Annotated in this window: 15 protein-coding genes; 8 read left to right on the forward strand and 7 right to left on the reverse strand. The window is 71.6% G+C overall.

All coding sequences use genetic code 11. The features are described 5' to 3' along the window. Positions 1–11: 11 nt before the first annotated feature. On the reverse strand, positions 12–1,226 hold the full coding sequence (locus ACIQMX_RS06845) for a hypothetical protein (protein ID WP_402475504.1): 1,215 nt from the start codon (positions 1,224–1,226) through the stop codon (positions 12–14). Positions 1,227–1,377: 151 nt separating this feature from the next. Between ACIQMX_RS06845 and ACIQMX_RS06850 the strand changes: the two genes are divergently transcribed. Together ACIQMX_RS06850 and ACIQMX_RS06855 are read left to right on the forward strand one after the other, a co-directional pair. Then, on the forward strand, positions 1,378–2,652 hold the full coding sequence (locus tag ACIQMX_RS06850; protein ID WP_402475506.1) for a hypothetical protein: 1,275 nt from the start codon (positions 1,378–1,380) through the stop codon (positions 2,650–2,652). A gap of 202 nt (positions 2,653–2,854) precedes the next feature. After that, positions 2,855–3,628 carry a DUF4232 domain-containing protein gene (locus ACIQMX_RS06855; protein ID WP_402475508.1) on the forward strand — a complete coding sequence of 258 codons (774 nt, stop codon included), beginning with the start codon at positions 2,855–2,857 and terminating at the stop codon, positions 3,626–3,628. Between the two features lie 112 nt (positions 3,629–3,740). On the opposite strand, the gene ACIQMX_RS06860 is transcribed toward ACIQMX_RS06855, so the two are convergent. The 4 genes from ACIQMX_RS06860 to ACIQMX_RS06875 all read right to left on the reverse strand — a co-directional run bounded on the left by ACIQMX_RS06860 (position 3,741) and on the right by ACIQMX_RS06875 (position 6,396). Continuing rightward, positions 3,741–4,157, reverse strand: a complete 417-nt coding sequence (locus tag ACIQMX_RS06860) for a VOC family protein (RefSeq protein ID WP_363073270.1) — start codon at positions 4,155–4,157, stop codon at positions 3,741–3,743. A 169-nt stretch (positions 4,158–4,326) separates the two neighbouring features. Beyond that, positions 4,327–5,259, reverse strand: a complete 933-nt coding sequence (locus tag ACIQMX_RS06865; RefSeq protein ID WP_402475625.1) for an alpha/beta hydrolase family protein — start codon at positions 5,257–5,259, stop codon at positions 4,327–4,329. A gap of 247 nt (positions 5,260–5,506) precedes the next feature. Further along, complete coding sequence (locus tag ACIQMX_RS06870) at positions 5,507–5,899, reverse strand: helix-turn-helix domain-containing protein (RefSeq protein WP_402475510.1); 393 nt, start codon at positions 5,897–5,899, stop codon at positions 5,507–5,509. 113 nt (positions 5,900–6,012) lie between these two features. Further along, a complete protein-coding gene (locus tag ACIQMX_RS06875) occupies positions 6,013–6,396 on the reverse strand; it encodes a winged helix-turn-helix transcriptional regulator (RefSeq protein WP_402475512.1) in 384 nt (127 codons plus the stop codon). A gap of 103 nt (positions 6,397–6,499) precedes the next feature. Here ACIQMX_RS06875 and ACIQMX_RS06880 point away from each other — a divergent pair, with 103 nt between their 5' ends. The 6 genes from ACIQMX_RS06880 to ACIQMX_RS06905 all read left to right on the forward strand — a co-directional run bounded on the left by ACIQMX_RS06880 (position 6,500) and on the right by ACIQMX_RS06905 (position 9,807). After that, positions 6,500–6,901: a RidA family protein gene (locus ACIQMX_RS06880; RefSeq protein ID WP_402475514.1), complete on the forward strand. Its 402-nt coding sequence runs from the start codon at positions 6,500–6,502 to the stop codon at positions 6,899–6,901. 190 nt (positions 6,902–7,091) lie between these two features. Next, entirely contained in the window at positions 7,092–7,304 is a 213-nt protein-coding gene (locus ACIQMX_RS06885; RefSeq protein WP_402475516.1) for a DUF397 domain-containing protein, read from the forward strand. A gap of 62 nt (positions 7,305–7,366) precedes the next feature. Beyond that, positions 7,367–7,798 carry a hypothetical protein gene (locus ACIQMX_RS06890; protein WP_363073280.1) on the forward strand — a complete coding sequence of 144 codons (432 nt, stop codon included), beginning with the start codon at positions 7,367–7,369 and terminating at the stop codon, positions 7,796–7,798. A 152-nt stretch (positions 7,799–7,950) separates the two neighbouring features. Then, positions 7,951–8,631 carry a DUF5701 family protein gene (locus ACIQMX_RS06895; protein WP_402475518.1) on the forward strand — a complete coding sequence of 227 codons (681 nt, stop codon included), beginning with the start codon at positions 7,951–7,953 and terminating at the stop codon, positions 8,629–8,631. A gap of 49 nt (positions 8,632–8,680) precedes the next feature. Continuing rightward, positions 8,681–9,115, forward strand: coding sequence for a DUF6892 domain-containing protein (locus tag ACIQMX_RS06900; RefSeq protein WP_363073284.1), 435 nt, complete (start codon positions 8,681–8,683; stop codon positions 9,113–9,115). Positions 9,116–9,198: 83 nt separating this feature from the next. After that, complete coding sequence (locus tag ACIQMX_RS06905) at positions 9,199–9,807, forward strand: hypothetical protein (RefSeq protein WP_402475520.1); 609 nt, start codon at positions 9,199–9,201, stop codon at positions 9,805–9,807. 40 nt (positions 9,808–9,847) lie between these two features. Here the strand turns inward: ACIQMX_RS06905 and ACIQMX_RS06910 are convergent, their stop codons facing one another. Beyond that, on the reverse strand, positions 9,848–10,675 hold the full coding sequence (locus ACIQMX_RS06910) for a helix-turn-helix domain-containing protein (RefSeq protein ID WP_402475522.1): 828 nt from the start codon (positions 10,673–10,675) through the stop codon (positions 9,848–9,850). Continuing rightward, the gene (locus ACIQMX_RS06915; RefSeq protein ID WP_363073290.1) at positions 10,672–11,442 is read right to left on the reverse strand and encodes a helix-turn-helix domain-containing protein; all 771 of its coding nucleotides are present in this window, start codon (positions 11,440–11,442) and stop codon (positions 10,672–10,674) included. The genes ACIQMX_RS06910 and ACIQMX_RS06915 overlap by 4 nt, the downstream gene beginning before the upstream one ends. Positions 11,443–11,513: the final 71 nt, after the last annotated feature.

Consider the following 11,513-nt stretch of genomic DNA (forward strand, 5'->3'; position numbering starts at 1 on the left):
CCCCGCGCGACTCAGCGCGTACTACGAGCCTTCGCCGACTGCCCCGACTGCCCCGACTGCCCCGGAAGCACGATCCCCCGTGCCTGGGCGGCCTTCCCCGGGCGCAGGGTCCACGGCACCGGAGACGTCTCGGTCAGCCAGCCGTCGGCAACGATCCCGCTCACTACGAGGCCGCGCACCGAGCGTGAGAGCTTCTTCCAGCCCAGCCCCTTGCACAACTGCCCGTACGAAGGCCCGTGACCGTGCTCCGTACGGAAGGCCACCGTGAACTCGGCCGCCTCCCGGCCGCACTCCGGGTGCGCTTCCCTCCACGTGCCGTGGGCGCCCCCGTCGGGCCGGGGCGCGGGAACGGGCGAGGGTGCGGACATGAACGCCTTCGCGACGCGCCCGAAGGAAGGCCGGCACAGCGTGCACTGCTCCACGGCCTCCACGTGCCGCAGCAACGCCGGACTGACCCCGGACTTCCACTCCGCCCACTGGGCCGGGGTGACCTCCTCGAGTTCGGCGGCGGCCGCCGCTTCCCGCGCCGCCCTGCGCGTCGCCTCCTCGGCCGCGAGCTCCGCGACCTCCTCGGGGGTACGGAAGATGCCGGCGAGGTGCCGGACCGCGGGGCCCAGACGGTAGGTCCGTCCGGAGATCTCGGCCAGGAACCCCTTCTCGATGAGGACGGGCACGGCCGGGTAGCAGGCGACGGGCAGCTCGTCGGGTGCCTCGCCGAGGAGTTCGTCGGTGCAGTACGCGGCCAGGAACAACGCCGCGAGCCGCGCGGCCGGCGATGCCTTCTTCACGGGCTTGGCCATACGCGTACGCATGGCCCATCCCGAGACCTTCGACCGCGTGCCCTTGCCCAGGGGCAGCACGTGGTCCGGGCCCGGCGCCATCTCCGGCACGATGATCGCGGCCGGCTTGTCCGGATCCCCGTTGAGCAGCGAGTCGGGCACCTGCCATCCGGCGGCGGCCAGTTCGCCCACCGCCCGCTCCGGATCGTCCAGCCGCAGCGACCGCAGGTCCGTGCCCGTGAGGTTCCCGATGCCGGCCCGTGCCGCCCGGATCGCCACCACGACGGCGAGGAGCTGCGCATCGACGGTGGTCAGCGGCAGTCGGCTCACGTACGAGAGGAGCTCGCGCGCCGCTTCCCCCTGTCTCGGCGTCAGCAGAAAGGGCTGGGGTGCGGGGGGCGGAGGCGGCACAGCGGCGGTCTCGTCCGAAAAGGCAGGCTTGGGCACATCACATCTAACGGTGATCACACCGCGGAAGTCACGGGTGACGTGGGCCACACTCGCACCCCGACTGCGGCGCCCCATCCCGCCCCGGTCGAGGCGGCCGGCGAAGAAACACGTTGCGCCCCCGACCCCCGCTCGCCCATCATCTCCCGCGATGACAACTGAACTCGCGGGAGCGGCTGAGCTCCTGGATGCCGGGGATGTCCCCGGAACCGTACGGGCCCTGCGCCCCCTCGCCGACACGGCACCGCTCAAGGACCTGGCGAAGCTCGTGCACCGGCTCGCCACCACCGCCGGCGTCGACGACCTCGCCGGGGCGGCCAAGTCCCTGGCCAGGAAGCCCGGCCGGCCACAGGAGCTCTACGACTTCGGCTACGCCTGTGTGGAGCACGACCTCGCCTTCCTCGCCGTTCCCGCCCTGCGCGACGCCCTGCGCCAACTGCCCGGTTCCCGCGCGGTACGGGCCGAACTGGTGTCCGCGCTGGAGCGCGAGAACCGCAACGCGGAGGCGGTGACCGTACTCGCCGCCGCCGGCGACGAGCTCCCCGCCTGGCCCGAGCGGTACCTCCTCGTCCACAACGCGCTCCTGGCGGGGGACCTCTCCGGGGCCCGGCACGCCTTCGGCCTGCTGCCGGCACCCGACGACGCGAAGTGGGAGTGGGCACACGGCCGCGTCGGCCACATGCTGCGCAGGGCCGGGGGCGCCGCGCAGGCGGGCCCGCTCGACCACCGGGATCTGCGCGGCTGGCACTACGCCCTCACCGGCGGATACCTGGCCGTGCTCTCCCCGTACGGCTTCGACTCCGCGATGACCGGCCGGTACGCGTACCTGGGGGACACCGTCGAACTGTGCCGGCACGGCCTCGACCGGCTCGCACTCGTCCTGCGCACCACAGGGCGCGCACCCCGCTCCGTCTCCCTGCTGCCCGGCCGGAGCGACCGCATTCTCGGCCTGGCCGCCGCGCAGCTGCTGGAACTGCCCGCCGAGCCGTACGACCCGCAGCGAACGGACACCCTTGTCGTCGCGTACGACATCAACGCGGTCGAGCCGGACGTGGCCGTCACCCTGCGGCGGCGCCCGGCCGGGCAGCTCCTCCTCGAGCACGCGACCTGCTGGACGAACCCGCCGGTCGCGACCGCGGATGTCAGTACGTTCCTGGTCCAGACCGTCGTCGAGCCCTGGGGCGCGACCATGCGGATGGGCGACAACGGCGTGGAGCAGTCCCCTCCCGACGACCGCCCGGAGCACGAGATCGCCGCCGAGATCGTGCGGGCGGACGGTACTCCCGACGCCGGCGACGGCGAGACCCCGCCGGACGGCGATGCGGTGTTCGGCGCGTTCGTCGCCGCCACCGCCGCGGGCTGGGGCACAGCGCCCCGGGACCGTGTCGACGCCCCCGGACCGGTCCCGAGCTCCCGGTTCGTCTGAGGGGGTGGCGGGACGGGACCGGGCGGGGGGTTGTGCGCCGATTCCGGTGACGTCAGCAGGACGTCAGGGAGGCGTTAGCAGAACATGAGCGGCGGGCGGGAAGCTTCACATGTCAGCAGGTCAGGAGGGGGAGCGGTTCGCCGCAAGTTCCGGGCCTCGGCAGCACCGCCACACTCGACCGCCACACACTCGGGGAATTCACATGCGTACGATCCACTCCCGCAAGCGCACCGCCGCCCTCGGCGCAGCAGTCACCGCCGTACTTGCCCTGGCCCTCACCGCCTGCGGTGGGGACGGCGGCGGCACCAAGTCGGCCGGCCCGGCGGACAACGCCGCGAAGAGCGCCGCCTCGGCGGGCGCCTCGCAGCAGTCCGGCTCCGGCGATTCCTCCACCTCCCCGGACTCCGCCACGACCGGCGGATCCGCGAAGAAGGTCACCTCCGACACGGGCACGTCCCAGAGCGGCGCCACCAAGACCGGCACGGCCACCGGCGGCAACACCAGCGACAGTTACGCCTACAAGCACCCGTGCAAGAGCGACGACCTGTCGGTGCGTGTGTACGCACGTGAGGGCTCGGCCACCCAGCAGGTGATCGAGGTCAACAACACCGGCCCGAACGCCTGCGGTCTGAGCTACTTCCCGCGGGTCAGCCTGGGCAGCGCGAGCGCCCAGGACCACAGTGGTGACGTCACTCCGCTGGTCCCGAGCGGCCTGGGCGGCGCCCCCGGCTACCCGGTCAAGCCGAAGACCGCCGCCATCGCGGTGATCGACCTCAACCCGAGTGGCGCGGACGGTGCCCTGACCTGGATCAACGAGCTGAACGTGCTGGCCGACGGCGACCACATGCCCAACGCGGAGCAGCTCAACTTCCCGCTCGGCCCCGACGTGAAGGTCCTCGACCCGAAGCTGGGCCTGTACAGCGGCACGATCGCCGAAGCGGTCAGCTCCATGAAGCAGGCCGACGCGAAGTCCTGACGCCGGCCCCGGCCCCGGCCGGCCCTTCGCACGCCTTCGCGAGCCTCCTGACGAAACGCCCCCACGGGCCGTCAGGAGGCTCGGCCGTTCCGTCACACCGCCTGCCTCTCCGTCAGCCGGCCGTCTTCGGCTGCGTGAAGCGGAGGCGGTTGCCGAACGGGTCGCGAAGGCCGCAGTCCGTACCGTAGGGACGCTCGGTGGGCTTCTCGGTGAACTCGACGCCCTGGGCGCGCAGCGTCTCGTACGTCTTGCGGCAGTCTTCCGTGGTGAGGATGACCCATCCGCCCATCGCTCCCTTCGTCACGAGGTCGCGGACCTGCGCCGCCGTCTCCTCGGACATCGCCGGAGCACCCGGCTTCTCCAGGAGGATCTGCCGTTCCGGATGGCCCGGCACGCTGACGGCCAGCCAGCGCATGAATCCCAGGTCCACGTCGGCGGCCACCTCCAGCCCGAGCTTGCCGACGTAGAAGTCGAGGGCCTCGTCCTGATCGAGGACGTACATCTGCGAGTGCGTGATTGCGTTGAACATGACGTTCACGCTACGGCGACGGCGCCGCGGAAACTTATCCGGAACTGCTCAATCGGCACGGTCCTCGGCCGCGGGGAACCGGGGTCCGACTCCGTGGAACCGGAGTCCGCCTCTGTGGATGCCGCCTGCTTCGGACGCCGCCCCACTTCGATGCCCTGCTTGGGGTTCGCTACTTGGACGCGATCCGTCCCACCGCGTCGGGGCCGGCCGTCAGCGCCTCGGACGTCGTCCGCCATGCCGGATCGCCGGGACGGAGCCGGGTCCGCAGGTAGGCCGCGGTGAGCCGGGCGAGCGCGGCCACCCGCGCGGGGTTCTCGTCGGTGGTCTCGGCAGCGTCGTATCCGGCGATCCCGCCGAGCCCGTGCTCCGCGCCGAACAGGGTCAGCAGGTCCTTGGGCCCGGGGGCGAGGGTGTAGGGGTCGGCGTGCCACTCCGGCCCCATGTCCGTGAAGTGCCGGGAGTCGTCCTTGTCCCCGGCGACGACGAGAGCGGGAGCGGTCATGGTGGAGAAGTCGACGCCGCCGATGACCGGCCACTGCCCGGCCATGGGCCCGTTGAAGACCTCGCCGCCCCTGCCGGGCGCGGCAAGCAGGACACCGGCCTTGATCCGGGGCTCGACGAGGTGCACCACGTGCCCGGTGGCGGGGTCGGTGAGCCCGGCACCCAGCAGAAGGGCTGCGGTGAAGCCGCCCAGCGAGTGTCCGGCGAGGGCGATGCTGCGGTGGTCGATCCGCCCGGCAAGCTGCGGCACGGCGTTCTCGATCACGTCGAGCCGGTCGAGGAGGTGCGTCATGTCCTCGGCACGGGAACGCCAGAAGTCGGGGGCTCCGGGGGCGTCCGCGACCAGATGGCTCAGCGTCGCGGAGGTGAGATGGGTGGGCTGGAGGACGACGAACCCGTGTGCCGCCCAGAAGTCGGCGAGCGGGGCGTAGCCGTTGAGCGAGGAGAGGTTGTTCGAGGGGCCGTGGCCGTGGGAGAGGAGGAGGACCGGAAGCGCGGTTCCGGTCGAGGGTGCGGAGACGCGCACCTGGAGATCGACCGGACGGCCGGGTACGGGGAGGGTCACGGGGCTGAAGGACAGGACGGGGGCGGGGGCGCCCAAGGCGTCGAAAGCGGTGCCGCTTTCGGTGGTGGTGGGGGATGCGGTCGTGCTCACGGCGAAGGCTCCTTCTCGATGGCACCTGCCACGCGCCGGGTCTCCTGGGACAGGGCGGCGGACATGGCGGTCAGGGTATCCCGCACAGGTCGACTGAAAACGGAACACCGCTCCGTTTAGTATCCGGAACAGCGCTCCGCTTTGTCAATCGGTCGAGGACCGCGCCCCCGCCACCGCCCCGATCGCTCCCCGGTCAGCCGCCCGGCCGCGTCCACGCCATCGTGAAGCACGTGGGGACGCCCGTGGCCACCGCTTCCTTGCGGTACGCCCTGGGCGACCGGCCCACGATCTCCCGGAAGGTCCGGCTGAACGTCCCCGTACTGCCGAAGCCGACCTCGAAGCAGATGTCCGTCACACTGCGGCCCGTCTCCCGCAGCAGGAACATCGCCCGCTCGACCCGGCGTCGCTGGAGGTAGCGATGGGGCGTCTCGCCGAACGTGGACCGGAAAGTGCGCGAGAAGTGCGCCTCGGACACATGGGCGAGCCGGGCGAGCGCCGGTACGTCGAGCGGCTGGGCGTACGCCCGGTCCATCGCGTCCCGGGCCCGCAGCATGCGCCGGTTGGAGTCCTCGGAAGCACGGGTCATCCGGTCGCTCCCGTCCCGCACAGGGGGCGCGCTTCCGTCAGAAGGGGCATGTGTCCGGGCCTCCGTAAAGGCGAAGCGAAGAGGGCGCGCACAGGGGCGCCGCCTCGCGCCTGTCAGGCGTCGAAACGCCCGCGTGCGCTCTCGATGTGGCCGAGGTTCCGATGGGTCCAGTCACAGATGACATCGACCGCGGCACGCAGGGCCCGGCCCGGTCCGGTGAGGGTGTACTCGACCCGCGGCGGCACGGTGGGGTACACCTTCCGGTCGACCAGGCCGTTGCGCTCGAGCATGCGCAGGTTCTGGGTGAGCATCTTGTGGCTGATGCCCTCGACCTCGTTCCGCAGCTCGCTGAAGCGCAGGGTGCGCCCGCCGAGCGCCTCGATGATCAGGAGCGCCCATTTGTTGGCGACATCCGAGAAGATCTCCCGCGCCAGGGAGTCCGCCCGCCGCAGGTCGGCCTCCTCGGGCAAGTCCTTGAGCAGCTGCTTGCTCACCATGAGGTTCCTCAGTCACCAAAAAGTTCGTTCTTCCAGGTAAACCGTCACTCTCTTACAGTTCCTGAGTAACCACAAGAGAGCGCATCGAGAGAGGGCGAACACCATGGCCACCATTGATGTCTTCAGCTACGACGTGCCTGCCGAGAGCGACTTCGGCTACGCACAGGCGATCAGGTCCGGCGAGCTGATCCATGTCTCCGGACAGCTCTCGTTCGACGAAGCGGGCGAGTTGCTCCACCCGGGCGACTTCGCCGCCCAGCTCGATCAGACCCACGCCAACATGGACAGGATCCTGGACCACTACGGCGCCACCCGGAAGCAGATCGTCTCGCAGACCCTGTACCTGGTGAACCTGCGCCAGAACGCCGCGGCAACGATGGAGGCCAATCTGCGGTACTTCGGTGACCACCGCCCGGCCAGCACGGTCCTGGGCATCATCGAACTGGCCCTGCCCGGCCAGGTCGTCGAGATCAGCTGCGTCATCGACACGAAACTTCCTGCCTGAGGGGATCATGACGGCCCGTCCAGGCCCGTACGCGGCGTTACGGGGAGCCGCCGGCCGCAGCCGGATCCGGCTCGGGGTCCACGTCCCCTTCCGGTGGAGCACGCAGGCTCCGCAGGAACTCGCCGAGCGCGGGCGGGGCTGTACCTCGTCACGCTCCACGCGGAGAGCTGGGGCGCCGAGGAGCGTCCCCATGGCTGACGCGCCCACCTGGATCCGCGCCGCCCCCGAGGACGAACCCGGCCCCGGCCGCTGGACCGAGATCGCCTTCGGCGAGGGCGACGACCTCGTCCACCTGCGCGAGACCAGCGCCCCCGGGAACGTCGTCACGACGACCCGGTCCAGGTGGGAGGCTTTCGCACAGGGTGTCCGAGCAGGCGAGTTCGACCATGTCGTCACCGGCTGAGGCCGGATCCCCGATACCGCCGGTCACTCCTGCGAACCGGAACCCGGCTGTACCGTCCGTCCATGCCCCTGAGCCACCTCACCCTGTCGCCGCGCCGCGGCATCGCCCTCACCGAATTACGGCTCCGCTCGACCTACGGCGGCCTCATCGCAGGCTCCCCGACGAGACAGGTCAACGAGCGGTTCATCGCCCATCTCCTGCGCACCGCCGAAGAGGCCTATCCCGGCCGGCCCGTCCATCTGATACCCCCCGACGTCACGGCGCGGGGCACGACCACCCGCCGCGACGAGCCGATCGAGGACCTGCCGGCCGTCGCCTGCATCGGCGCGTTCGACTCGACGGAGATCGACCCCGCTCACGACTCCGGCTGGTACTTCTCCGCGCTCGTAGTCGTCTGGTTCCAGGCCACCGCGGACCCTCCGACGAACGACAACGCCCCCGCGGGCCTGCGGAGCCTGGCGTGGGAGGAACTGGCCCGGGACTTCGAGGACTGAGGCTTCCAGGGCTGAGGCACCGAGCCTTCAAGGGCGGAGGACCGGCGGCAGAAGGTGAAGGGAACGTTCCGGCAGGATCCCCGCGTTACGCCTGCGCCGTCCACGTCACCCATCACCCATCGCCCGCAGCCCGCAGCCGCCCGAGGAGCAACGTGCCCGAACCCACCCCCGTAACTTCCGCACCGCTCCCCGCCCTCCCGCACCTGAGTGCGCAGGCCGAGACACTGATCGAGCTCGGGGTGCACGAGATCGCCGGCCTGTCGGCGGACGGGATCCGCGCCTTCGCCAGGACGGCAGAGTCCGGGGCCGGCGAAGGCGGGGGCCTGCTCGCCGTCCACCCGGACCGGGCGCCCGCCTCCGCCCTCGCCCCGCTGCTCCGCCGCGACGACAGACCGGGCTTCGTCGTCGTCGACATGCCCGATGTCGACCTCTTCACCCCGCTCGACACGGTCTCGGTCCCCGACGCCCCGCTCTACGTCCTCGGCGGCGTCGACCGGGGCGACCACATGGCCAACTGGAGCCCGGACGAAGCGCTGCCCGCCCTCATCGAGCAGGACCGCACGCCCCTGCTCCTCACCGAGGGCATCCACTGGGTGCTGCAGCAGCCCGCCGCCCTGGAGCGCAACCACTGCTTCATGACCATCGGCTCCCGGCTGCGCAAGGCCAACGGCGCCCTCGACGCCCGCACCCCGGCGCTCTGGATCAGCAACGGCACCGGCCGCGACGGCCGGGAGCGGCGCAACGCCCCGAAGGCCGGCTGGTGCTGGGCGGGCAACCGGCACACCTGGCTGGGCTTCGGCTCCACGACGGGCCGCCATCTCCCGGCCGCGTAGGGCGGCGGCCGGCGGACCCGCTGTCACACCCCCTCGCTACGCTCACCGCATGCCTGCCTTCCGCGACTTCAACTTCAAGCTCCTCGTCATTGAGCAGCTCATGTACACCGACGAGACCCTCACCCCTGCGTTTCGCATCGCGGACTGCCTGAAGGCGAAGGGAATCGACGACCCGCAGGGTTACGCGTACGAGAACGACCTCGCCCACACCGTGCTCGCCGAGGCCCGAGCGCATTTCGAGGCGCTGGAGATCAGTGAGGAACTGCTCGCGACCGTTGAGGAGCTCACCCTCGACGGCGGCCTCGAGGTCTACCAGGAGTGCTCCCCGGTCTGGGACGGCGAGGACGACCTCTACGACGTCCGCTCGCTCGACGACCTCGGCCTGCTGCCCAACCTGCGGCTGATCTCGGGCGTCGACGACTGCGGGATGGGCGCCGCCTTCGACGCCGAGGTCCTGGCGGCCAGGGGCATCGCCACCGACTGACCCATCCGGCGGACCCGGCCCGCACAGGCACACCCCGCACCCCCTGCAAGGCACGGTCCCGACCCGCCCCGGAGACGCAATCCATGCCCCTGACCCCACACCACGGCGCACGCCTGGGACGGACTGCCGCGGCAGCCGTCCTCCTGGCTCTCACCCTGACCGCGTGCGGCACCGAACGCCCCGGGCAGCAGCAGGCCCAGTCGGCTGTTCCGCGGCCGTCGTTCGCCCCCCGGCCCAAGTGCGCCCAGCCCACCGAGGCTCCTCCGAAGCAGACCTCCTCCGCCACGCCCACACCCACGGCGAACGCCTCGACCGGAGCACCGCACGAGGGGAACAGCGACGACCGACCGCCCCACTACGAGGAGAACCACGCCTACCGCATGGCGGGCGAACTCAGCGCCGACAAGCGTGCCAAGGGCGAGGCCTCGGCGAAGCTCATCCGGTACGAGCTGGAGAAGGCCCGCAAGGAGGGCGACGTCAGCGAGCAGCGGATCACGGCGGCCCTGGCACACCTGGGCTGCGGGAAGGAACACGGCGTCTATGTCTGGCACGAGCTCTACAGCGTTCACACGGGAGACGTGTGCGTGTCCGGCCGCCTGACAGAGAAGGAACTGACCACTCAGGTCCACGGCGCCTACGCCGAACCGCAGCCGGGAACCGGGCCGTGCGTGGAGAACCGGGGAGGCCACTGACCGGTCCGGGCCCGGATCCGGCGGCCGGCGCGGGCGTCGCTCAGCTCGGGGGCACCGTGAAGCAGTGGCGTTCGCCGGCCCGGACCAGGCAGGCCCTGACCTGGGGCAGCGCGGCAGCGGAGGCCGCGGCCATGGGCGTGGAGACCGAGCCCGTCGCATCGAACCGGTCCTTGACGGCGACCCGCTGAATCCGGACGTCGGGCACCAGGACCTCCACCAGGTCCCCTTCCTCGCCCCGGTCGATACGCGCCCAGACCGTCTCGCACACGGCGGAGTGCCGCACCTTCACCACCGTCCCGTCGAGCCGCTGTTCACCGAGCGTGGTGGGCGGTTCGGCGAAGTTGGAACACTCCAAGTCCTCGGCGTCCTTGCCGGTGCAGGTGGCACCGTGGCATCCGGGACCCGCCACCGAGGCCCGGACGTCGACAGTGGGAAGCGGGTCCGGGGACGGCCCCGGGCGCAGAAGGATCACCAGCGTCGCGGCGGTAGCCGCGACGACAAGGATCGCGGCGCCGAGGACCCAGGGACGCGGCCGGACGGCGCGCGGCCCGGGCCGGTCGGCGGGCGCGGCCGCCTCCTCCTCGCCCGCCGGCCTCTGCCGGCCCGCTCCCGCCCGGCCGCTCCATACCGTCTCGGCCAGCTCCCACTGGGCGACCGGGCGCCGGGGGTCGACCCCGGCCAGCGCGCACAGTTGCTCGACCGCCTGCCGTGGCGGCAACGTGCCCCCGTTGAGATACCGCTCCCAGGACGACTTGCTGTACGGCGTCCTGGCAGCGAGGGCGGCCAGGCTCAGGCCCGTACCGGCACGCAGCTCCCGCAGGGTCCGGCAGAGCCCCGCCCATTCGGGCGACGCGTCCCGCCCGGTCACTTCCGCAACACCTTCCAGGTGTCCGGCCCGGCGATCCCGTCCACCGCGATCCTTGCCTTGTCCTGGAGCCTTCGCACCGCCCGGTCCGTGTTGTTCCCGTAGGCACCGTCGACGGTCCCGGGCGGGACGCCATGGTGCTCCAGGAGGCACTGGGCCTCCACCACCGACCAGCCGGAGGCATCACGCTGGAGCGGCTCGGACCGGGTACGGCTGTAGCCCGCGTACAGCAGGCCGTCCTCCGTGTCCCGCTGGACCTGGCACTCGTACGTCGTCCCGGCCTTGTAGGCGAAGGTCCCGAGGCTCGGATGGACAGGGCCGACGAGCGGCTTGCCATCGGCGGTGCCGGACGCCCCGGCACCGCCCTCCCAGGGTGCGAGGAGCATCAGTCCGAGCAGCATCACCAGGGCCGTTGTCACGCTGGACATCACCATCGCGAACCAGGGCACGGACTGCCGCCCGGACACGGCCCCCGCCGCCCCGGGCTCGTCAAGGACCTCATCCGCCCCCGGAGCCGAGGCCGCCAGCTCGCGCAGTTCCAGCAGCGGGGCGGCCTCCACGTCGCAGACCCGGGCGAGCGCTTCGACGGCTTCCTCGGGAGGCAGGGCGCGGCCGTTCAGATAGCGGTCCCAGGACGACTTCCCGAAACCGGTCCGGACCGCGAGCGCCGCAATGCTCAGCGCCTTGCGGTCCTTGTGCTCGCGCAACAGCACGACCAACTGCCGCAGATGCGGGTCGAGCGATTCCGGCAGGCCTGTCCAACGCGCCATGGTCCCCCCATATGTGCGTACCGGCTATGGCGGGCGTCAGCATGCCAGAACCCCGGCCCCGGTGTGCGCCC

The sequence above is a fragment of the Streptomyces sp. NPDC091416 genome (genome assembly GCF_044756845.1).
In the GTDB taxonomy this organism is placed as follows: domain Bacteria; phylum Actinomycetota; class Actinomycetes; order Streptomycetales; family Streptomycetaceae; genus Streptomyces.

What these genes read in the sequence shown, in the direction of transcription:
- ACIQMX_RS06850 (WP_402475506.1), top strand. Translation starts at nt 1,378, where the DNA reads ATGACAACTGAACTCGCGGGAGCGGCTGAGCTCCTGGATGCCGGGGAT.
- ACIQMX_RS06855 (WP_402475508.1), top strand. Translation starts at nt 2,855, where the DNA reads ATGCGTACGATCCACTCCCGCAAGCGCACCGCCGCCCTCGGCGCAGCA.
- ACIQMX_RS06860 (WP_363073270.1), bottom strand. Translation starts at nt 4,157, where the DNA reads ATGTTCAACGCAATCACGCACTCGCAGATGTACGTCCTCGATCAGGAC.
- ACIQMX_RS06870 (WP_402475510.1), bottom strand. Translation starts at nt 5,899, where the DNA reads ATGACCCGTGCTTCCGAGGACTCCAACCGGCGCATGCTGCGGGCCCGG.
- ACIQMX_RS06875 (WP_402475512.1), bottom strand. Translation starts at nt 6,396, where the DNA reads ATGGTGAGCAAGCAGCTGCTCAAGGACTTGCCCGAGGAGGCCGACCTG.
- ACIQMX_RS06880 (WP_402475514.1), top strand. Translation starts at nt 6,500, where the DNA reads ATGGCCACCATTGATGTCTTCAGCTACGACGTGCCTGCCGAGAGCGAC.
- ACIQMX_RS06885 (WP_402475516.1), top strand. Translation starts at nt 7,092, where the DNA reads ATGGCTGACGCGCCCACCTGGATCCGCGCCGCCCCCGAGGACGAACCC.
- ACIQMX_RS06890 (WP_363073280.1), top strand. Translation starts at nt 7,367, where the DNA reads ATGCCCCTGAGCCACCTCACCCTGTCGCCGCGCCGCGGCATCGCCCTC.
- ACIQMX_RS06900 (WP_363073284.1), top strand. Translation starts at nt 8,681, where the DNA reads ATGCCTGCCTTCCGCGACTTCAACTTCAAGCTCCTCGTCATTGAGCAG.
- ACIQMX_RS06905 (WP_402475520.1), top strand. Translation starts at nt 9,199, where the DNA reads ATGCCCCTGACCCCACACCACGGCGCACGCCTGGGACGGACTGCCGCG.
- ACIQMX_RS06915 (WP_363073290.1), bottom strand. Translation starts at nt 11,442, where the DNA reads ATGGCGCGTTGGACAGGCCTGCCGGAATCGCTCGACCCGCATCTGCGG.